This window comes from Vibrio sp. V01_P9A10T6 (assembly GCF_963877065.1).
GTDB lineage: Bacteria > Pseudomonadota > Gammaproteobacteria > Enterobacterales > Vibrionaceae > Vibrio > Vibrio anguillarum.
In genome coordinates, this window is record NZ_CAWNTB010000171.1 from 1 (window position 1) to 21836 (window position 21836).

20 protein-coding genes and 1 pseudogene are annotated in these 21836 nt (G+C 44.6%); 7 read left to right on the forward strand and 14 right to left on the reverse strand.

All coding sequences use genetic code 11. The features are described from left to right. Both AACQ21_RS12395 and AACQ21_RS12400 read left to right on the forward strand, forming a co-directional pair. Positions 1-437 (forward strand): annotated as a pseudogene (locus tag AACQ21_RS12395) (LTA synthase family protein); the annotation flags it as partial. A 110-nt stretch (positions 438-547) separates the two neighbouring features. Beyond that, positions 548-763 (forward strand): DUF3820 family protein, encoded by a 216-nt coding sequence (locus AACQ21_RS12400; RefSeq protein WP_026028377.1) that lies wholly within the window; start codon positions 548-550, stop codon positions 761-763. 17 nt (positions 764-780) lie between these two features. Here the strand turns inward: AACQ21_RS12400 and AACQ21_RS12405 are convergent, their stop codons facing one another. Next, positions 781-1125 (reverse strand): YajD family HNH nuclease, encoded by a 345-nt coding sequence (locus AACQ21_RS12405; RefSeq protein WP_010318547.1) that lies wholly within the window; start codon positions 1123-1125, stop codon positions 781-783. Between the two features lie 121 nt (positions 1126-1246). After that, positions 1247-1729, reverse strand: a complete 483-nt coding sequence (locus AACQ21_RS12410) for a L,D-transpeptidase family protein (RefSeq protein ID WP_013868005.1) — start codon at positions 1727-1729, stop codon at positions 1247-1249. Positions 1730-2019: 290 nt separating this feature from the next. Here AACQ21_RS12410 and AACQ21_RS12415 point away from each other — a divergent pair, with 290 nt between their 5' ends. Further along, a complete protein-coding gene (locus AACQ21_RS12415; RefSeq protein ID WP_105977131.1) occupies positions 2020-4167 on the forward strand; it encodes a GGDEF domain-containing protein in 2148 nt (715 codons plus the stop codon). Between the two features lie 47 nt (positions 4168-4214). Here AACQ21_RS12415 and AACQ21_RS12420 read toward each other — a convergent pair whose 3' ends face one another. The 7 genes from AACQ21_RS12420 to AACQ21_RS12450 form a co-directional block, all read right to left on the reverse strand. Further along, a complete protein-coding gene (locus tag AACQ21_RS12420) occupies positions 4215-4931 on the reverse strand; it encodes an SIMPL domain-containing protein (RefSeq protein ID WP_026027736.1) in 717 nt (238 codons plus the stop codon). Between the two features lie 118 nt (positions 4932-5049). After that, positions 5050-6702 (reverse strand): BatD family protein, encoded by a 1653-nt coding sequence (locus tag AACQ21_RS12425; protein ID WP_105977132.1) that lies wholly within the window; start codon positions 6700-6702, stop codon positions 5050-5052. Then, a complete protein-coding gene (locus AACQ21_RS12430; RefSeq protein ID WP_105977133.1) occupies positions 6696-8588 on the reverse strand; it encodes a vWA domain-containing protein in 1893 nt (630 codons plus the stop codon). Before AACQ21_RS12430 ends, AACQ21_RS12425 begins: the two co-directional genes overlap by 7 nt. Next, entirely contained in the window at positions 8581-9549 is a 969-nt protein-coding gene (locus AACQ21_RS12435; RefSeq protein ID WP_105977134.1) for a vWA domain-containing protein, read from the reverse strand. The genes AACQ21_RS12430 and AACQ21_RS12435 overlap by 8 nt, the downstream gene beginning before the upstream one ends. Before the next feature lie 7 nt (positions 9550-9556). Continuing rightward, positions 9557-10027, reverse strand: coding sequence for a DUF4381 domain-containing protein (locus tag AACQ21_RS12440; RefSeq protein WP_013867999.1), 471 nt, complete (start codon positions 10025-10027; stop codon positions 9557-9559). Continuing rightward, positions 10024-10950: a DUF58 domain-containing protein gene (locus AACQ21_RS12445; RefSeq protein WP_105977135.1), complete on the reverse strand. Its 927-nt coding sequence runs from the start codon at positions 10948-10950 to the stop codon at positions 10024-10026. Before AACQ21_RS12445 ends, AACQ21_RS12440 begins: the two co-directional genes overlap by 4 nt. A 19-nt stretch (positions 10951-10969) precedes the next feature. After that, positions 10970-11926 carry an AAA family ATPase gene (locus AACQ21_RS12450; protein WP_105977136.1) on the reverse strand — a complete coding sequence of 319 codons (957 nt, stop codon included), beginning with the start codon at positions 11924-11926 and terminating at the stop codon, positions 10970-10972. Between the two features lie 282 nt (positions 11927-12208). Here AACQ21_RS12450 and AACQ21_RS12455 point away from each other — a divergent pair, with 282 nt between their 5' ends. Then, complete coding sequence (locus AACQ21_RS12455) at positions 12209-14125, forward strand: methyl-accepting chemotaxis protein (RefSeq protein WP_105977137.1); 1917 nt, start codon at positions 12209-12211, stop codon at positions 14123-14125. Between the two features lie 58 nt (positions 14126-14183). After that, a complete protein-coding gene (locus AACQ21_RS12460; protein WP_013867995.1) occupies positions 14184-14384 on the forward strand; it encodes a restriction endonuclease subunit S in 201 nt (66 codons plus the stop codon). 101 nt (positions 14385-14485) lie between these two features. Here AACQ21_RS12460 and AACQ21_RS12465 read toward each other — a convergent pair whose 3' ends face one another. Next, positions 14486-15166, reverse strand: coding sequence for a DsbA family oxidoreductase (locus tag AACQ21_RS12465; protein ID WP_013867994.1), 681 nt, complete (start codon positions 15164-15166; stop codon positions 14486-14488). 272 nt (positions 15167-15438) lie between these two features. Between AACQ21_RS12465 and AACQ21_RS12470 the strand changes: the two genes are divergently transcribed. Further along, positions 15439-16800 carry an alpha-amylase family protein gene (locus AACQ21_RS12470; protein ID WP_105977138.1) on the forward strand — a complete coding sequence of 454 codons (1362 nt, stop codon included), beginning with the start codon at positions 15439-15441 and terminating at the stop codon, positions 16798-16800. 86 nt (positions 16801-16886) lie between these two features. Here the strand turns inward: AACQ21_RS12470 and AACQ21_RS12475 are convergent, their stop codons facing one another. Together AACQ21_RS12475 and AACQ21_RS12480 are read right to left on the reverse strand one after the other, a co-directional pair. Then, entirely contained in the window at positions 16887-18755 is a 1869-nt protein-coding gene (locus tag AACQ21_RS12475) for a methyl-accepting chemotaxis protein (protein ID WP_105977139.1), read from the reverse strand. Between the two features lie 97 nt (positions 18756-18852). Then, positions 18853-19461, reverse strand: a complete 609-nt coding sequence (locus AACQ21_RS12480; RefSeq protein ID WP_105977140.1) for a hypothetical protein — start codon at positions 19459-19461, stop codon at positions 18853-18855. A gap of 176 nt (positions 19462-19637) precedes the next feature. Between AACQ21_RS12480 and AACQ21_RS12485 the strand changes: the two genes are divergently transcribed. Beyond that, positions 19638-20744 (forward strand): 1-acyl-sn-glycerol-3-phosphate acyltransferase, encoded by a 1107-nt coding sequence (locus tag AACQ21_RS12485; protein ID WP_181185562.1) that lies wholly within the window; start codon positions 19638-19640, stop codon positions 20742-20744. Positions 20745-20824: 80 nt separating this feature from the next. Here AACQ21_RS12485 and AACQ21_RS12490 read toward each other — a convergent pair whose 3' ends face one another. Next, positions 20825-21451 carry a hypothetical protein gene (locus AACQ21_RS12490; protein WP_105977142.1) on the reverse strand — a complete coding sequence of 209 codons (627 nt, stop codon included), beginning with the start codon at positions 21449-21451 and terminating at the stop codon, positions 20825-20827. Between the two features lie 121 nt (positions 21452-21572). Further along, positions 21573-21836, reverse strand: a 264-nt coding sequence (locus AACQ21_RS12495) for a YfcZ/YiiS family protein (protein WP_105977143.1), incomplete at its 5' end; no start/stop codon positions are given.

Here is a 21836-nt window from a genome sequence, read left to right on the forward strand (position 1 = left end):
ATGCTAGAACACAGGGTAATCAGCCTGTACCAGTCGATTACTTTCGAATTCCAGCAGTGATTTTTGGTGGCGGCATTGAACACCGCATTGACGATCGTCTAGTTAGTCAAATTGACCTTGCACCCACACTGCTTTCTTTGGCCGGTATCAGTAGCCAAAACCCAATGATTGGGTTCGATTTAACTCATGATGTTCCTGCTGAGAAGCAGCGAGTAATGATGCAACGAGATAAAAACTATGGCTATATGACAGCAGACAACCAACTGGTTGTTATTCGGCCTGAGCAAGGTATTTCTACTTATCAATATGATTTTAAATCAGATACCCTGACAGAAAAAGAGTTGGATCCAGAAGTGGTTAAACGTGCTCATGCCAATGCTATGTGGGGAAGCTTAGCGTTTAAAGAAAACTACTACACCGCATCTGATTCATATTGATTATATTTTTATCCACCTACAGCGTTATGCGATAAATCAGTACCCAAAAGTGGCTGAGAAACATAAACTGGTTGGACTTAAACAAGTTTAGCCAGTTTGTGAGGCGCAAAATGTTAGAAAAAGAGAACCTGATTAAACTTGCGCGTATGCCAATGCCGTTTGGTAAGTATGCAGGGCGAGCGCTTATCGACTTACCAGAAGAGTATTTGCTGTGGTTTGATAAGAAGGGCTTCCCTGAAGGGGAGCTCGGGCGTTTGCTGCAACTTTGCTTAGCGTTGAAAATTGAAGGATTGGATAGCGTGGTTAAGCCACTAAAGCATATGTGATCTAGTGGCTAACCGCGTTATTTTTTCATCAGTTTGGCGAGATCGGCAAAGGGGTTATAGGTCGCGCTTTGATGATCGTCTAATCTCGCAACAGGCTCAGCGCCAAATCGGTCGTGGTCTGAATATTTAGAGTGCTCATGATCGTGACAATAGAGGCATAAAAGCTCCCAGTTACTGCCATCTTCAGGGTTATTGGTGTGATCGTGATCTTTGTGGTGCACAGTTAATTCCCGTAAATTTGAATAAACGAATTCACGCGCGCAATTGCCACACACCCAAGGGTAAAGTTTAAGTGCTTTTTCTCGGTAACCGCTCTCTTTACGAGCATAATTGGCACTTGAACCATAAAAATCTGACGACATGTTAATTCCAACCATTGATTAAAAATACTTTTTCGATATTAAAAACCAAAAATCTGCGCTAATCAAAGTTTGTGTGATTTATTTTAATGCACTCCCTCACACCTTAGCGTAAGTGTCACTTTTACCACTCAATCTCAATCGGCGTGCCTTCTTTGACTAGGCTCAAAAATTCATCCATTTCTGAGTTAGTCAGTGCAATACACCCATTAGTCCAATCAAAACTTTGCACATATTCTGGTCGTTGCTTGTCGCCATTTTTTAGACCATGGATTTTTATATCACCACCGGGATTGATGTTTAAGCGCTGTGCATGCACTTTATCTTGATGATTCGGGTAACTGATATGAATCGAACGATAATAGCCAGAATCATTACTGATAGCTTCAAGATAGTATCGACCTTCTGGAGTACGTTGATCGCCTTCTTGCTGTTTATGTCCTTTGGGTTCTTTACCCAAGGCAATTCGATACTCTTGAATGATCTGCTGTCCCGAGATTAAGTACATGCGACGCTTAGATTTATCCACTTTGACCAGATCAATCTCAGCCGCTGCGCTGTTGAGTGAAAAACATAGAAACAAAAGTAGCCTAAAGTATCGGGTCATAAGAGAGTGTCAGTACTGATAATGTGGCAAATAGAGAAACATTATGCAGCGGAAGAATGAACGTGGCTAGTTGTCAATGTTGTCTTGTAAATAAGACAATACTAAAAATAATAGGGTTAACCATGTAATAAATGGAAACAGAATCTCAAAAATGTAGGTTAACTCTAGGATGTAAAAACATAGAGTGCAAATTTGCGGCCGACTTAACAGCGACCTTTTTAAGAGTTTGATTGCACATGATCTTTTGTCTAATTTTGCAATGAAAATTATTAAAATGTCAGGCCGCTCATATGTTCTCCCGTACTTTACTCAAACAGATTTCTTCTGCTCGCAACCACCGTATGCTCGCGGAAGCAACGTTTGATTTTCTTCAAAGTTTCATTTCTCCCAAATCAATGCGGATCTTTCATGCCCCAACATTAAACAAGCGCCATGAGTCATTATTTGAGTACAACTTACCGACTGCTCTGCAAAATTATCCAAATACCTTTTGGAATTGGGCCGCACAATTTGACACCTCAGATGGTCTAATTCCACTAGCGATCAACACCTGCAATTGGGACTACCGTAGTGTGATGGGCGGTGAGTCTTATCTTTTTATGTTAGATAACCACCCTGATTTAAGAACCTATTTGCTGCTTGAGGCAATTGATAACGTCAACATTCATGCGAAAACAGAATCCGGAGAGCTCGATTGTTTGCAACTGATTGCGGCTCGTTGGCAATGTCTTCGCGCGGAATCTGAAGCGGCAAAAGAGTTTAAAAATAGAGATATCCGCGAAGCAAAGTATTTGGATGAAATTAAACAGCGCGAAATGTTCATTGATAACATGAAGCTGGTTCATCAATTAGCGATTGAACTGGCTAACCCAGACAATTTAGATGCACTGCACAGAGCGGCCGTTGATGTAACGAAAACACGCTTAGGATTTGATCGAGCCGCTTTTTTAGTTCTTGATATGAAAAAACGTTGTTTTAGCGGAACTTATGGTACGGATGAAAGCGGAAAAACGGTGAGCGAACACCATACCCAATACGATTTGCACCAGCTAGAAGAAAGTTATTTAAGCGGTCTTTCTGATGATACTAAAAGTTTGGTGCTGATCGACGATGCCCCTCTATACACGGCAGGAAATGTGGTAGGACAAGGGTGGAATGGGATGTTAATCCTACGTGATGGTAATGAAACCATTGGTTGGATCGCGATTGATAACTACATTAATCGACAGCCCATTACTGAATACCAAAAGCAGATGTTGGAATCTTTTGGTTCATTGCTTGCGCAAATTTATATTCGCAAGCGTCAGGAGCAAAATGTTCGCATGTTGCATGCGAGCATGGTTGAACTGTCACGTTGTATGACGGTGAGTGACGTGTGCAAATCGGCGGTCAGTTTTGCGATTAACCGCATGGGCATTGATCGGATGGCAGTATTTTTGACCGATAAACACTGCTCGTACATTCAGGGAACGTGGGGAACCGATATCCAAGGCAACATTGTGGATGAATCGTATTTTCGGTCTGGGACCACCAATAATATGATTGTTGATATGGCCAAAGCCAACCCCAATGAGGTGGTGTTTGAAGAGTCAGTCCCTATTTATCATGACAGCAACATTGTTGGTTTTGGCTGGACAGCCATGACCATGCTTACCAACAATGGCGAACCTATTGCTTTTATTGCTGCGGACAATTTGATCCGCCGCTCACCACTGACCTCACAACTGCGAGAAGTGATCCGCATGTTCGCCTCTAATTTAACCGAAGTATTGATGCGCACCAGTGCTCAGCAGGCGATCAGTGAACTGAATGAGAATTTAGAAATTGAGGTGCGTAACCGTACCTATGAGTTACAAAAAGTGAACGACAAACTGGACTTAATGGCCAAAATGGATCCATTAACTCGCCTTGGAAATCGTCGGATGTTAGCTCATTTATTGGAACGCATCGGTTCGAGAGTACAAAATGAGACCGTAAGCTATGGTTTAATTCTGCTTGATATTGATCACTTTGGTTTATTTAATAATTACTACGGTCACTTAGAAGGGGATATTGCTTTGATTCGTATTGGCCATATTCTCAACCAACATGCTCAGGCAGAGAATGAACTCTTTTGCCGAATTGGTGGTGAAGAATTTATATTGTTGGTGGCCAACCGTGATGCAGCAGAAGTGAAAGCGTTGGCTGAAAGCATACGCTTTAGTATTGAACGAGAGCAGATTGAACATAGTGAGAACCCTGATGGTGACTGCTTAAGTGTCTCGATTGGTTACACTATTGCCCAGTACCTTCCCAGTGAACTTAAGTTTGAGGAGATGTACAGCAAAGCGGATAAGGCACTTTACCAAGCAAAAGATAATGGCAGAAACCAAGTCGTTGGTTACTCTGAGCAAAAACACCATACTCGAAGTGATAAAGTCGCCGCGCCAAATTCATAGTGTTGGCGCGGCGAGTCATGGCAAGGATAATGAGAACAGCAGATTATTCAGTCTGAGAGGTAATATTCAACCGTTGAAACGACGCGTACTTTTTTGATGTAAGGAGTATTGTTATCACGATCCACAATACTAAATTGTCCCTGTGAAGCGCGTTTAATCTTGCCAAGTGAGCTTTGCGAATCTTTGGCAAATTTCTCTGCGACTTCTCTTGCTTGTTTGGTCGCTTCTTCAATCATGTCGGGTTTGATTTCATTCAGTCCAGAGAATGAATAATCAACGCGGTTGTTGTAAGGATCTTGATTAAAAACGATGCCTTGTTTTCCTAAATTGCCGAGCTTATTAATGGCCTCGCGCACTAAGTCAACTTGATTGCTGTACACCGTAATGGTTTGGTTCGCTAAATAACGAAACTCGACTAAATTTTCTCCACCATACTGCTGTGCTTTTTTGTCGATCACCGCTGGCGATGATAGCGAGACACTTTTTTCATCAATGCCTTGTTGAGCTAAAAATGCGGTCACCAGTTGGCTCTGCTTTTCAATCGTGTTGAACATGGTGGGTAAATCATTATCGGCCACACTAAATTGGATCGGCCAAACAACGGTGTCGGCGGGATATTCTCGCTCTGATAATCCTTTAACGGTCACCACGCGCTCATACTCTTTATATTTCACAGCCGTTTGCTGCACAAAGTAACCGAGGGTTGCGAGCCCGAGTATTAAACTCAAACCGATGATCAATGAAGCGCTACTTTTTATTTGCATGCCTTGTTTTCCTTTTGTTGGCAACAGTCCCAAAATGACTTGAAGTCACAGCGGCTAGTCGTTTGGATATAACAACACACCTTAGATTTGATATTGTGATTTCGACAGCTATTTTTGGTTAGAGTTTTGCCAGAGATTCTAACTTTTTATTCTGGCGCTTAGTTTGCTTTTTTTGAATGGCATCAATCATAGAGATTAACGCTGAGCCATCCCAATCACTTTTCTGAGGTGCGTACAAAGTTTTAAGTTGCTGGTTGACTTGTGCATCTAGTGCGGTTTTCTCTTCATCACTTAATACGACTGAATCACGCCAGAGGGTGAAGTAATAGCTGATTTTGGCACCATCTTGGCTTTGTACCGCTTCTTTTAACTGTTGATATTGGTGTCCTTCAAGCGGTTGATGATGAGCGTTGGTTTCCAGTGCTGCTGTTTGTGGCGCGTTACGAAATGACCAAGCGACTACCATAGTCGCCATCCATAACAGTGCAAAAAATGCGGTAAAGTAGGGCCAGTATCCTGCATCTTTAACGGTGACGGTTTGTACTGTTGGTGGTGTCAGCACAGAGGTGGATGGGTTGAGTAATTCACCTGGCGAAACCTCTAGCTTTAATCCTTTGGCTTGCGCGCTTTGCTGAGATTCGTTTTTGGTGTCCCACCAACTGACGGTGAGATCCGCCAGCTCAACCTTACCGACGGTTTTGGGGATGAGTACTTGTTTTAGCGTCATTTGCACATCGCCATTATCTAAGCTTTTAAACTGAGGCTTTTCAGCATAGAGCCGAATTGAGTCTGGATATTGCACTGAGAGGTTAGGCAACTGCGTCTGCGTAAGGCCTTTCACTGTCAGAATCCATTCACGAGTCAACGATTCACCCACTTTGGTTTTAAAGCTCTCGGCGGTGATGATCTGCCCTGTGGCATCTCGCCACGTTTGGTTGAGTGTTAGTTTTGGCGTAGGTAGCCAAGTGCCTTGATAGCTATCTGGTTTCGGCAGTACGGTGAGCGAAAAGGTTTTGGCCGGAATATCGACTTGCAGCAAGCGGGTGCTGCCCGTTTGGTTGTTACCATAGATGAGGCCAGCTTTAAACGCAGGGCTGGATAACGTGAAAGTTCCTGCCTCTTGGGCCGTGACTCTAAATTTTTGGTCTACAACGGTGACTTCAACCCCATCCAATAAGCTTTGGTATTGGTTAGCTTCTCCCTCGGTCGTCAGTTCTAATCCTTGTACAGCGGGTGGCGTAATTTGTGGATTTTGCAGCCTTCTTGGGTCAGCTTTGATGATTAGGCGAGCATTGAGAAAAGTGCTTTCACTCGGGTAGAGTTTGCTACGTTCTAGATCGGCTTGTATTTCAACAAGGTCAGATTGCTTGGGCGCTTCACCATCAGCGATAACTTGAATCGCGATCGGTTGAGTAGTTGCCCCATTGACGGTAAAACTAGGAATGGTCAGTATGCCGAGTTTGTTGGCTGCCAACGATACATTCCATTCACTGCGCGTGCTGCGATCGCCATTGATGATGTTCACCGAAGTACCAAAACTTGGGCGGCCAAGAAAAAAATCGCCTTCTAACACCTTAAAGTCGATCGCATCGGTCGATACTTTTTCATCGGCAACAATTCGTAATTGGAATACTTCATTTTTCGCGACCTTATTTTTACTGACGCTGGCGTAAAGTGCAGCCGCGTTAGCGGCCGAGCTCAGTAGAGCAACAGAAACTAGGCTGATAATCGCAGCCCAAAATGAACGCTTGATCGATTTCATACTTACCACTTCTTGCTGTTATTTTGTGGAGGTTGTGCTTGGTCTTCTTGCCGTTGTCTTGCTTGTAGCAACAATTGTGCTTTGAGTAAGCCACTAGGATCTCGTGCACTTTCGACTTGTTCTAGCTTGCGAAGTTGCGGGTCAATAGTTTGGCTATCGCCTTGCTGTTGCGATTGCTTCTGTGTTTGCTGCTCAGAGGCTTCTTTGTCACTGACTTCATCTTCGTTGTTCATTGATTCATTTGTTTGAGTCGCTTCAGTCTGCTGTTGAGAGGCAGGCGATTCATCCGCCGTGTTGACCTTGGAGCGCTCACTTTGCTCATTTTTACTTTGTGCCGATTGAGGCGAAGACTGAGAGCCGTCGTTCTGCGGTGAGTTATCGTTTTGTTTGTCAGATTTATCTTCTGTTTGTTCGCCATCTTGTTGTTCGTCGTTTTTATTCTGCGCATTATTTTTATTTTCTGAGCGATTTTGATCTTGATTTGGATCGGAAGGCTCACCAGACTGTTGCTGTTGCTGTTGCTGTTGCTGTTGCTGTTGCTGTTGCTGTTGCTGTTGCTGTTGCTGTGCTTTTTTTACGATTTCCAAATTATGCTGAGCATCTTTATGGTTTGGGTCGCGCTTTAACACCTCTTCATACAAGGTTTGGGCCTTTTCCAATTCTCCATTTTGCGCGTAGGCGTTGGCCAAGTTGTATTGCACTCGCACACTGTCTTGTGGCAGTTGAGAGAGGGTCTCCACCGCTGCCTGATATTCTCCAGCCTGATATTGAGCGATGCCTTTCCATTCTAAGTCTGTAAATTGTTCACTGGCCGCTTGATACTCCTTTGCATCAAACGCTTTTTTTGCTTGTTGATTGCTATTTAGCCAAGGAGAAGCCTGTACACTATTGCTGTGCAGTGAAGGGATGAAGAGCAGTAATAAAGAAAAAATGACGCTACGGCGAAACAAAAGCAAACACGGGATAATGAGGAGCAGCACTAACCAATAGCCATTGTTAACGCGCTCTTTCACCATTTGTTGACTCTTGGTTGTACTGTGTGGTTGTTCGTTTTGGTCTAGCTTAGCGATCATTGCGACATCGCTATTGTCTAAGCTGATTGGCGTAAATAATCCATTTATATTCTGCGCGAGCGACTGCATATTGGCAAAGTTGGTCTTGGCCACTACGGTCTGCCCTTGTGCATTTTTCAGTAAGCTGCCATCGCTGAGTGTAATAGGCGCGCCCGCTTGTGTACCAATGCCTAAGATCACTAATTTCCAACGCGTATTGGTAAGCTGTGTTTCAATCTGAGCTTGCTCTTGTGAGTCGATGTCATCGGTCAATAACACAATGTCACCTTGTGCAAGGCCGGCATTTTTCATCATGTCGATGGCTAATTGAACCGCGCGAGCCGCATCTGCGCCGGGGTAGGGCATAATATCGGGCGATAGATTGGGCACTAAGTTGCTTAGGGTTGCGGTGTCGGTGGTTAATGGGCTAACGGTATAGGCATCACCAGCATAGGTGACAAGCCCTGTACTACCTTCTTGCCATTGTGTGAGTAAGTCGAGCGCTTTATAACGCGCTTGCGTTAAGCGGTTGGGTTTTATATCAGTAGCGTACATCGATAGTGACATGTCCATCACTAATACGCGCGCGTTACTATTGCTGTAACTGGGGCGTGTTTGAGATTCAAAACTCGGACCAGCTAGCGCCAGTACTGCGAGCAGCCAACTGACGCTGATGATCACGATGGCCGCGTTATGTTTTTTAGCGTTCAAACCCATCGCCTTAGCCAGATGAGGTGCTATCAAGGAGTGTCGTTTGGCACGCAGAGTGAACCAGCCCAGCAGTAGTGCTAAGGGGAATAGTGCGGTTAACCACCAAGGTGTAAGAAAAACAAACTCAGACATGATTTCTCCTTAGTAGCGCTAAGAGTACAGAAAGCGCGAGCGCCATCGCCAACGGATAACCAAACCATTCGCTTTGTGGACGCCAAGTTTGGCTTGCTTGGCTTATGGGTTCTAATTGATTAATGGTGTCGTATATTTTGGCCAGATCTTGGCTATTTCGTGCGCGAAAATATTGGCCGCCAGTCATGGTCGCTATTTGTGTTAACGTCTTCTCATCTAAATCTTCCGCGGTATTGATTCTTCGAGTCATAAAAAACTCTTTGACCATCATTTCGCCAGCGCCAACACCGACTGTGTAAATGGTGGCATTGTATTTTTGGGCAATTTTCGCAGCTTCGATTGGGTCGAGCACGCCAGCGGTGTTGCTGCCATCGCTGAGTAAAATCATCACCCGCTGTGGGGCATCACTATCGATAAACGTTTTGGTCGCAAGCCCAATCCCTTCACCAATGGCGGTTTGGGTGCCGATCAGCTTAAGGACGGCTTGATTAAGCTGCTGGCGAATGGTGTTTCTATCCAGAGTCAGAGGCGTTTGTAGATAGGCGTGATCGGCAAATAAGACTAACCCAAGGCGATCACCTTCGCGCTTGTCAATAAAATCAGAGAGCACATTTTTAACGGCGCTCAAACGATCAATGTACTGATCGCCAAGCAGCATATCTTCTTGGCTCATGGAGTAAGAGAGGTCAACCACTAGCATCAGATCTCGGTGTTTGGGCTGAGCAATAACCGGGTCGCCAAACCACACTGGACGGGCTGCGGCGATCAATACTAAGCACCAAATAACGCTTGCAATGATTTTAGCGATGATCTGGTTTGGTGCTTGACGCTGATTATCTTTAGGAAGGTAGGGCAGGTGAATCGCTGCCCTTTCTTTTGCTGGTGGTAAGAATCGATAAACGACCAGCGGGAGTGGCAGCAGACATAGCATCCACCACCACAATAACTCTATATTTGCCAAAGCCTAGCTATCTCCGTTTTTTAGGCGGCAAAGCATCATTAACCCATTGATAGCAGTGATTAATCAGCTCTTGACTGTTTTCTGTTTTCTGCTTTTGGTATAACGCTTGCTGCCACAATGTTTCATTGGGAACAAAAAGAGGGTAAGAAATTTGTGAATCTAAAAAGGTGTACCACTCTTTGCCGGTAAGATGTGCGATTTCCATTCGAGGGTAGTAACAAAGCGCGGCTTGACGAAGTAGCTCAATCGCTGAAGAAGGAGTTAAATGCCCAAATTGGGGGTTGAGTAAACGCAGCGCCGTTTTTTTCGGGGCTAAGCGTTTACGACGCCAACGAATGGCTAACACCAGAATCAGCAGACAGAGCAGTATGCCCGCCGCGCTTGCCCACCATCCCCAAGCCAAGGGAAACCAAGAGGGTAGCTCAGGCAGTTGCATCGCGCTTAAATCTAAAAGTGTAGCTATTGATGATTCCTTCATTCTTTATATCCGGATAGTTGTTGCAACAAAGGTTTCTCACTAGAGAGTGAGGTATAAGAAATTGCCATAGTTTGACTCAATGATTTTAGTTTTTCTTTTTGAGATTCAAAGGCTTTTTTTAACCCTAAGCGCGTACTATTTTCCGAAAAGTTGAGCCAGCTCGTCTGTTGGTCATCGGTTACGCGTTCTACACCGCGAAATTGGGTCTCTCCTTGCTCTAATGGATCGTAAATGTGCACAATTTTTACACGATTATGTCGCTGCAATTGGTTGAGTATTGGTTGTAATGTGGCATTGAAATGGACGAAGTCACTGATCAAAATCACTTCACTGCCTTTAGGGCACAAACGATTCAACGCAGTTAGGCCGCGCTGCATGCTGTGTGATTTCGTTTTATCAAGCTCCAACAGCTGTTGGTTTTGTAGTGTCACCAACTGTTGCAACAGCTGTAATGGCCCTTTTGGGCGGCTAGTCGGTTTTAACTCAACCAGTGTCGAACCAGTATCAATCACCGCGCCCACTCGGTCCTTATTGGCAATGCTTAACCAACTGAGCAAGCTTGCCATGTGCGCCGCTTGCACTGATTTGAGCATTAACTGCGATCCAAACTGCATAGAGCGGCTCAGATCAACGTAAAGAATGACGGGTTTTTCTCGTTCTTCACTGAACAGTTTGGTATGAGGCTTTCCCGTACGCGCAGTAACGCGCCAGTCGATGGTCCGAATATCATCTCCTGCTTGGTATTGCCTGACCTCAGCAAAGTCCATTCCTCGGCCGAGTTGCTTGCTCTGATGCTGCCCCAATACTTGTGCCCATAAACTTTTAGCAGGTGGCAGCCAGCGAATAGCGTGCTGCTTGTAAGGCAACAGTTCAGCCAATGAAAGTGTGACACCCGTACTAAACGGTGGAAGTGACTCTTGCATAGTAACCTTCGTCTTAGTGCTAAGCACTACCAACCAGTGAAAGTAAGTGATTGATAACTTGGTTGGGATGCACGCCCTCAGCCTGCGCTTGGTAGCTCAATAATAGACGGTGGCGCAAAACCGGAAATACCATGGCTTGAACATCTTCAGGGCTGACAAAATCACGTCCACTGAGCCATGCGTGAGCACGAGCGCATCGATCAAGCGCGATGGTGGCTCGCGGGCTGACGCCCATCTCTATCCATTGTGCCAACGTGGCATCGTAGTCTGCGGGTTTACGCGTTGCCATGATCAGGCGAATAATATATTGCTCAATAGGTTCGGCCATGTGAATGTTCAGCACCGCTTGCCGAGCACTAAAAATATCGCTTTGGCTTAATGTTGGCGGAGAGACTTTCTCAATTCCCTGCGCTTCCCCGCGGTTCAAACGTAAAATGGCGAGTTCATTTTCAGCGTCTGGATAATCAACATTTAAATGCAATAAAAAACGATCCAACTGCGCTTCGGGTAGAGGATAAGTACCCTCTTGCTCGATCGGGTTTTGGGTAGCCATCACTAAAAAAAGTTCAGGTAACGGGTAGGTTTTTCGACCTGCCGTGATCTGTTTTTCCGCCATCGCCTCGAGCATCGCAGCTTGCACTTTGGCTGGAGCGCGGTTGATTTCGTCTGCCAACACTAATGAGTTAAAAATCGGGCCAGCTTTAAAGGTGAACTCCCCCGTTTCAGGGCGGAAGATATCGGTGCCTGTTAAATCGGCGGGGAGTAGATCTGGCGTAAATTGAATTCGATGAAAATCACCTTCTATGCAATCGGCGAGTGATTTCACGGCCCGTGTTTTTGCAAGGCCAGGAGGCCCCTCGACCAAAATGTGTCCATCAGCAAGAAGCGCGACCAATAACTGCTTAACCAAGCCTGTCTGGCCTATCACTTGCTGATTTAAATAGTGCTGTAGCGATTGAAACGCGTGCGATGGCATTGAGTGAGTCTCCTGCTGTTTTTGCTGAGTTAGTAAGTCGTTGATTCGAAAAGTTCCATGAAAATGTGATGTATGAACTGATTGGTGAATTATTATCCATTTGGCGAAACGAAAGAATGTTTGGTCACCATACTCGACTATGCTTAGGAACAACCATTGTTGGCCATGATCACATTCTACGTGAGGATAAATTGATTCTATCGATAAATTCCTCAAGAGAGATGGGTTGTTGCCGATACAAAAAAGTTATTCATGACAAGACAATAATAAAGAGCGCAAATAATGTTCAAACTTAATTCGATGAGTATTAAGCAAAAGGTTGTATTAGGAATTACGTTCGCGGTACTCGCTTCGACGGTTATCGTTGGTGTAATGGCGCAGCGTCAAGCTCGAGAGGTACTGGAGCACCGATTAATTGATATCGAACTTCCCTCGTTACTTGATCAAATCAGTAGCCAGATAGATCGAGAAGTATCGCAATTGCTCTTTTCTGCTGAGCAACTAGCCAATAATGAATTCATTAAGCAAGCCGTTCAGACGACTAATATTAATGCTGACGCAGAGGCGATGCTGATTAAGCAGCTCAATAATGTACGCGATCAATATTCGTTAAATGATGCTTCTGTGGCTAACCGAAAAACGGCGTATTACTGGAACCAAAATGGTTTTCTGCGTCAGCTTAATCAACAGCAAGATGGCTGGTTTTTTGGTTTTACGCAATCGGGACAAAAGACCATGGTCAGTATGTTCCAAGAGGCAAGTGGCGAAGTAAAAATGTTTGCCAACTATCAAAATGTCAGTGGCGATACGATGTCTGGTTTGTCGAAATCAATGGATGACATGGTGAACCTGCTCAATGGATTTAAAATCGAGGACACAGGTTTTGTCTTTTTGACCAACTCGAAAGGGGAAGTGCAAATCCATCGCCAAAAAGAGAAAGCTAAAGCCTCATTGACACAATTGTACGGTGCAAACGCAAACCAACTATTGAATAAAAGCCGCTTCAACCTGATTTCGACAACCTATCAAAACCAAGATGTTTTTGTCGCTAGTGTCTACGTGAAATCGATGGACTGGTTTGTGATTGGTTCAGTACCTGTGTCGGAAGTCTTCGCCGAATTAAATGCCGTTGCGCAAAAAATGTTGTTCACAACCTTAGCTGTGGCGGGTTTGTTTATTTTGATGGGCCTTTTTCTGGCCAATAGTATTGCTAACCCAATTAAACAGATTGCACAACGCTTTACCGATTTAGGTAAAGGCGATGGTGATTTATCGCAACGGATTGAGGTATTGGGCCGCGATGAAATCGCTCAATTATCAGCGGGTTTCAACGGTTTTATTGAGAAGATTCATCAATCGATGAAAGAAGTTGCTTCTACCAGTCATGCATTGCAGTCGGCGGCGGGTCGGGTGTCGGAAAAATCGACGCGAACTCATGACAATAGCCAAGAACAGCGTGACCAAACTATACAAGTGGTGGCGGCGATCAATCAAATGGGGGCGACTATCAGTGAAATTGCTTCTAACGCGGCGACGGCAGCTGAAACAGCAAATCACGCGGCTGATAACACTGAAGTAGGACGTGAAGTGGTAAGCAAAGCCAAAGATGCCATCAGTCGTTTAGCCGCGGATATCGAAAATACGGGTAAAGTGGTGGAGCAGCTAGCATCGACCACCCAAGATATTGGCTCTATTTTAGGTGTTATCCGTGGTATTTCTGAACAAACCAACTTGCTGGCATTAAACGCTGCAATTGAAGCGGCGAGAGCTGGAGAGCAAGGCCGAGGTTTTGCTGTGGTGGCAGACGAAGTACGAAATTTGGCCAGCCGCACGGCCTCTTCAACGGAAGAAATTCAAAAGATGATCAATCAATTACAAAACGATGTAAAAGATGCGGTCTCGGCGATGTCTTCCGGTAAGGCTGTTACACAGGAAGGGGTTGACGCTTCCGATGAAGCGGTGAACGTTTTAGTGAATATTTCAGAGCGGATCCACGATATTTCCGATCGCAACACTCAGGTTGCCACGGCGACTGAGGAACAATCAACGGTGGTGCACACAATCAATCAAAATATTGAAGAGATCAACGCCATCAATGAAGTGACCACCAGCACCGCAGAAGAGTTGGCAGAAGCGAGCCAAGAGCTGCGTGATCTGTCTGGCCGTTTAGATAAAATGGTGGGTAGCTTTAAGCTCTAGAATCATGAGGGGGAAATCGGTACACTTCCCCCATTATGTTTATGTTTAGGTAAGTAAAATGAGTGATTTCGAAAAAGAGTTAGCACAATTATCGCAACAGGTGGCGGGTGAACCTGAAGTGAAACTGCCTTCGTTGGAAGAGCAAAAAGCGATTGTGGCTGAGCTTAAGCAGCTAGAAGCGGAAGGCAAGTTGACGCCAGAAGTGCTGGAAAAGCATTTTGGACAATTCTTTACAGAAACGGATACCCCCGTCCACTAATTCAAACCCACTTTATTTAATTTAGAGCCCACAAGTTTATTTAGAGTACACAATAGTATTTTAGGGCACACAGTAGTGGTGCCCTTTTTTATCAGAAAACGTTATTGAGTCATAGGAAGCTGTTGCGCGATATCTTCGAGTGCCTGTTGAAGGATCTCTGTCGTTTGCGCGCCTGAGATAAGATGGCGTTGCTCAATGATCAAGGCTGGTACCGCTTGAATTCCTGCCTCTAACCACTGTTGCTCTGTGACAGAAACGGTTTTCGCCCACGACTCATCAGTTAAAACTGCGCGGCAGATTTCTCTGTCTAAACCAAGGCTCTGTACTAGGTCGAGCAAGACATCATCGTCATCTAAGGCTTGCCCGAAAGTGAAATAAGCACGAAATAGTGCCATTTCCAGCTCTAATTGTTTTCCTTGGCTATTCGCCCACATTAATAATTGATGCGCTTTACGGGTATTATAAATACGCATGTCGTCACTGAAATTGAATTGAAAGCCGACTTCTTGCCCTAGGGCGCTGAGGGTTTGGCGTGCTTGTAAACTTGCTTCTATCGACGTGCCATATTTTTTGGCTAAATGTTGCTGTAGGTGTTCACCACCTATAGGCATAGCAGGGTTGAGTTCAAAAGGGTGCCAATGGATGTCTGCATCGATCGTATCGCTGAGAGCCAGCAGCGCTTGCTCTAACCGCTTATAGCCAATGATGCACCAAGGGCAGACAACATCTGACACGATATCAATGCGTAGTTTTTTCATTTTCTTCCCTACCGCGATTGGCAATTCACTGACCTTAATTATAGCGAGATTATCAGCATAAACTGTGACTTGTTGTGTAGCCCTTTGGAAAGCTAGGCGCTTTTTTATCGCTCTACGCCTTTTCTCTCATACAAACAATATTGCAATAAGGCTGATGGAATTGCTGAAACGCTCTCTATACTCTAAAAACGTTAAATGCAGAGAATTAAACTGCGCTTTGAGAAACAAGTGACGTATTGTGAGGTTTCGCCTCTTTCAACTTGTGAGTTAACCATGATGAACAGGGACATTGACGTATGACAAATGTTCAACCAACCGATGTGATTTTGCATGCTTTTGATTGGCCGTATCGTTTAGTCGCTGAGCGTGCAGAGCAAATTTTCCAACTGGGTTATAAAACGGTGTTGATTTCACCGCCGATGAAATCGTTCAAAACCGCTCAAAGTACAAAATGGTGGCAACGTTACCAGCCGCAAGATTATCGCATCATTGATAATCAACTGGGCAATACCCATGATTTTAAACAAATGGTTGAAACCTTAACCGCATTAGGCTTGCGAATTTATGCCGATGTGGTGTTCAACCATATGGCCAACGAATCCAAATTGCGTTTGGATTTACAATACCCGAGCGCACAAGACTTAGCTTCCTACCAGAATAAAAGCGATGAGTACCAAGCGCTGCGCCTCTTTGGTGATCTGACCCAGCCACTCTTTGATAAAGATGACTTTGTGGAAGCGTTTGGCATAAAAGATTGGAAGGATCGTTGGCAAGTGCAAAATGGCCGCATTACTGGAGGGGCGCATGATCCGGGCCTACCCACGTTACGTGATAATGAACATGTGGTTGTACAACAACAGGCTTATTTAAGGGCGTTGAAAGCGTTAGGAGTCAAAGGATTTCGAATTGATGCTGCTAAGCATATGTCTATTGAGCATTTGAAGAAAGTATGGGCCGATGACATTACGCAAGGCATGCATATTTTTGGCGAGATCATTACTGATGGCGGTGCAACCAAAGAAGAGTACCAACTTTTTCTCGAGCCTTATCTGCAAGAAACCAAGTTGGGTGCTTATGATTTTCCACTATTTCAAACGGTATACGATGCGTTACAAACAAAAGGTAGCCTGAAATGGCTGATTGACCCTTATTGTTTTGGTCAGGCGCTTTCCAACAACCGAGCGATTACGTTCACCATTACGCATGATATCCCCAACAACGCTGTGTTTGCCGACCTCGTCATGGATGAAGCCTTAGAAAATATCGCCTACAGCTACATTCTTGGTCGCGATGGGGGAGTGCCATTAATTTACACCGATTTAAACACCAGTGGCATTTTGAACCATGCTGGTCTTCCGCGCTGGCAAGAGGCATGGTGTTCGCCACAAATGGCGGCGTGTATTGCTTTTCATAATAAAATGCATGCGTTGCCAATGAAAACGCTAGAAGCGAGTGATGACTTGTTAGTGTTCAGCCGCGGTAAGGAAGGGATAGTGGTTTTGAACAAATCTCAACGCAGTCAGCGCGTTGAAATTGATTGGACAAATCCAATGCTAGAATTGTTTACGAAGCAGCAGTATCAACCCAATAACCAAAAGATTGTCATGGATATCGCCGCTCGCTCTAGCGCCATGCTTTGTCGGCTATCAAATGTCTGATGGTGAATAAAACGGTGACTCGTTAGAAAAGTAAAGGCGCGTAATCAGCGCCTTTACTGAGTCTACCCAGTTGCTGCGGTAGAGGATTAAACGATAAATTTATTCAATATAGCATCTTGCTCTCTGATATTTTCGGTTTGAGCTTGCATGGCGATATTGGCATTGTCAGCGGCGTCTGCAACTTGAACGGAAAGATCCTTGATCTTAACCGTGTTGTTGTTGATCTCTTCTGCTACCAAGCTTTGTTCTTCGGCTGCCGAAGCTATTTGGATATTCATATCACTAATTTGCTGAATAGCATCGCGGATTTTCAGCAGAGCATTATTTGCTTCTTCGGCACGATTGACCGCCTCAGCTGCCGTTGTTTTACTCTGATTCATCGCATTGGCAACAGAAGTAGCGCTCGACTGCAACTTCTCAATCATATTACGGATCTCCGTCGTAGATTGCTGCGTTCTTTGCGCCAGCGTACGCACTTCGTCTGCAACGACCGCAAAGCCTCGGCCTGACTCTCCAGCCCGAGCCGCTTCGATCGCTGCGTTTAGTGCCAGCAAGTTGGTTTGGTCGGCAATGTCGTTGATCACTTTCAAAATGGTTTCGATGTTTGCCGTTGCATTTTCTAGTGCACTTACCTCTATTACTGCTTCATCAATACGCGTCGAAAGATTATCGATCGCTTGCGTGGTTTGGGTCACAACATTGGTACCAAATTCTGTCGCGTCATCAGCATCTTTTGCCGCCGATGCCGCGCCTTGCGCGTTGTTGGCGACATCGCCAGAAGTGGTGGCCATCTCATGCATGGCCGTGGCTAATTGCTCAAGTTCATGCAGTTGATCACGCATCGCTTCGGCCGATTCTTGCAACCCCATCGAGGTCATTTCCGAACCGCGTAAAATTTCTGAACCGATGGCTTTAGACTGGGTAATTTGTTGTTGTAAGGCTTCAGTAAAGGTATTGAAACCGACCGCTAATACCGAGAATTCTTTATCCGTGTCGGTGGCTAAGCGTTGGGTTAAGTCACCACTACCAGAGGCAACGTTCTGTATTGCATTATTGAGTGCATCAAGCGGTTTCATCAACAGACGGATAAGCACAAGCAGTACCGCAATACTGAAGACTAAAGCGATTAACGTATAGATGATCGAACTGTTGCGCAGTGTTGCTAAAGACGCATAGGCGATCTCTTCATCCAAAACGACACCGACGTACCAGTCCTCTCCAGGGACTTTTGAAAAATCGAGTGTGTAGTGTTTGCCATCGATCAGCACTTGTTTAGGCTCTTCGGCGATAACGGCATTGCCTAAGTATTCTTTCATTGGCTTGCCGTTCATCTCTGCTCGGGGGTGGGCTATGGTTGTGCCGTCGGATGAAACAATAAACACATAGCCTGCATCAAATAATTTTACGGTGTTGACCAATTCTGCTAACCCAGCAAGGCTAACATCGTAGAAGATGGCGCCGATAAATTTGCCGTTATCTTTAACTGGGGTAGCAATAGACACCAATATTTCATTCGTGGCAGAGTCGGCGTAAGGCGCAGTAATAATCAGTTTGTCGGCATTTTTTGCATCAATATACCAAGGGCGCACGCGTGGATTCCATGATGCGCCTGGGTTCCAAGTAGGATCATTACTGATGTAAGAGCCATCACTCTCAAAACCGACCCCAGCCAGTAAAAAAGTTTGTTTGACAATCGGCCTTGTGATGACCTTAGACATACTTTCTCGGTTAATGTCGACTTCCAACATGCTGGTGGCGTAAGCGGCAATGGCCTTGCGGCTATTGATCTCTGCACCAGCTGTATTGCTAACCCCATCCACTATTTCAGTTACACTCGCTTCAACTTGTGACTTCACTTCTTTTTGGACGGTGAAGTATTGTTGTATCGTCAGCAGAGTAACGGTGACCAACAGCAGCAAAGATGACGCCGCGACGATCTTATGGCTGAATTTCATGGCAATCCCTTCCATCAATAAATATTAATATTATTAATAAATGTATAGTTAGGGATTGATCATTCAGCCAGTAAACAATCCATTTTTAAGCGAAAAATTACAAATTTCGCCCGAGAACTAAAAGCGCAAGTTGCTGGCACTCTTGTTCATTTCCTTGGAAAAGCTCATCGACGATTTGGTTCAGCTTGATGCCAGACAGTTTGCGCTTTTGTGCCTCACGAACACGTAGTGCTATTTGACATTCAATTGGTAGCTCACTTACTTGATGTGGTTGCCACGCTGATAGCTTTTTGCTGAAGTTGTTTAACGATAATTTGGGTTTAAAATGCGTGGCTTCACTTTTTAGTACATGAAGAAGGTGCGAATAGATTTCATCGTTAGGTTGACATTGGCTCAGGTGATCACAAGCGGCTTGGCTCAGTTCAGATAAGGTGACGTAACCCGCTTGATGGGAAAAATCGGCGGTTAAACGTACTGAAAAATCGACACGCTGCCACTGCGTATTAGGAAAAATAGTCAGCGAGCATAAACAGTCAAAAGGGATCCAAAAACTCTGTTTTGCTTCAACTGAATATTCATGTTTGCCAAGTTTACACAGTACTAATCCGCTCATTACTCGAATCAAACTGTGTTTGATGACTTTCTTGCGAGGGGTGACAACTAAGTTAGCAGACAGTAAGGCTTCAAATTGAATCGCGTAGTTCATGGTACTTCTCACTGATTTTGGGGCGCTAAGAGTACCTTGTCTCACAGAAAATGCCAAATATGCGAACTAAAATCACCTTATTCTGGTCTGACCTTAGTGAATCTGTTACGACTGTAGCTGCGAGCTACGTCAACTATGCGTAGAATGAGCCAGCTTTTTATTTGATGTATGAATATATGACCACCACAACTGATCCTTATGTAGATATCCGTCCTTACAACGACGATGAGATTCCAGCGGCTATTGACCGTTTAATCAATGATGAAGAATTTATCTCAGCTATTTTGCAACATCGTTTTGATAAACGATCTGCTTGGCTAAAATCGATACTGAGCCCTTTTGTAAAAGCATACTTAAAGTTTAAATGGGCCAAACTCACGTCCGTGGAAGCAATCCAACTTGAAGTGAAGAAATACCTCACAAAAACACTAGAATCAACGACACAAGGTGTCACCTTCAGTGGTCTCGATAAATTGGATAAACAGACGGCTTATTTATTTATCTCGAACCACCGTGATATCGCGATGGACCCAGCATTGGTCAATTATGGTCTGTATATGTCTGGGCATAAAACTGTACGTATTGCGATTGGTGATAACTTATTGAAAAAGCCTTGTGCTACAGAGCTGATGCGTCTTAATAAGAGCTTTATTGTGAAACGCTCGGCTAAAGGCCCGCGCGAGATGATGAAAGCGCTCAGTACCTTATCTGCTTACATTAAACACTCACTTGAAACTGGAAATTCTATCTGGATAGCGCAAAAAGAGGGACGAGCAAAAGATGGTAACGATTTTACCGATCCGGCCATTTTGAAAATGTTCCATGTGGAAGGGCGCAAGCAGAAAATAGAGTTTGCTCAGTATATTCAATCGCTCAAAATTGTCCCGGTCGCGATTTCATATGAAAACGATCCCTGCGATATGGCCAAAGCGTGTGAGTTGTATGAAAAAGCGACACATGGGCGTTATGAAAAAGGGGAATTTGAAGATATTGAAAGCATTGTCCAAGGTATTGTCGGTGAGAAAGGCCGAGTGCATGTTGGCTTTGGTGAAGTGATTACTAAAGCATTTGAAACGCCAGAAGCATTGGCGCAAGAGATCGATCGCCAAATTCACGCAAACTACAAATTATTCCCGATCAATAAGTTAGCGGCTGGGATAGAAAGTAGTGATATCACGCCAGATATCCGCGCTCACTTAGAAAGCAAGCTGACTCAGATCCCTGAAGGGGCACAGCGCTATTTACTCGATAGCTACGCCAACCCAGTAAAAAATCAGCAATAATCATTAAACGATGAAGAGAGGGGCTCACGGCTTCTTCTCTTCTCTTCTCTTCTCTTCTCTTCTCTTCTCTTTCTTCTAGCCTATCTTGCGACCGCGCCGCCAAGGGTCAGTTTACTTGGCCATTTACTGATGACATTACCTCCCAAATAAATATTGCCATTGACGGTCATCGTGTCAGGAAATTCGGTGATTTTGGAACCGCTAATAAACAAACTCCCTTCCACAACCAAACCTTCGGGCAATTGGGTTAATGGCGTTCGAATTACGCTCAAATCCCCCTTGACTAAGAGATTCGCAGGCAGCGTTTCAAGCGGTGTATCTGTGAAATTCAGGTAACCACCGACCTTGATTCTCATTGGCCACGATTTGATTTTACTACCCAGTAAGTTCGCATAACCACGAATGGTGGTACCTTTTGGAATATTCTCTAGCAAGCTATTAGATGCTTCTAAACTACCCTGTACATTCAAGCCCTTAGGCAGGGATTTTATCGATGTCTTAGCAATATTTAGGTTGCCTTTGAGCGTGAGATTTTCGGGTAGTGTTGTGTAGGGTTTATTACGCAAATAGAGATTGCCGTAATTATCAAGGTGGTTAAGGATTTGATATTGATCGAGCGGCTGTGACCATGCACAAGAGGCATAGAGAAGGTTGCATAATGTTAGTAAAAGCGAAAACTTATTCATAAAGCCTGCAGATGAAGACACGATACCGAGAGTATCGGCAGATTACGGTTAAGCTTCAATAATGCATTGCCTAGGATGAGAAAGCAAAGTGCTTGGGCGATAAAAAAGCGAGCCATGATTAGGCCCGCTAAGAGCAATTAGATTAACGAGCCAAAGAGCGCGACTTCAGTTCAAAAATAAGTTTTTCGGCACTGACTTCAAATTTGAAACGTGCATGCAATTCAGTAGAGTTATCATCTAACGGTGAAACTTCAAACTCAACATTATCTGAAACCTGTTTGGCAAGAGCGAGGTACTTCTCAAATTCAGCTTCTAGCTGAGCTTTGTTGGGTGCCATGACCATCACTTCGGCAACTTCATCACCTTCTTTGATAATAAAGCCAATTTCGCCAGCGCAGCCACATGC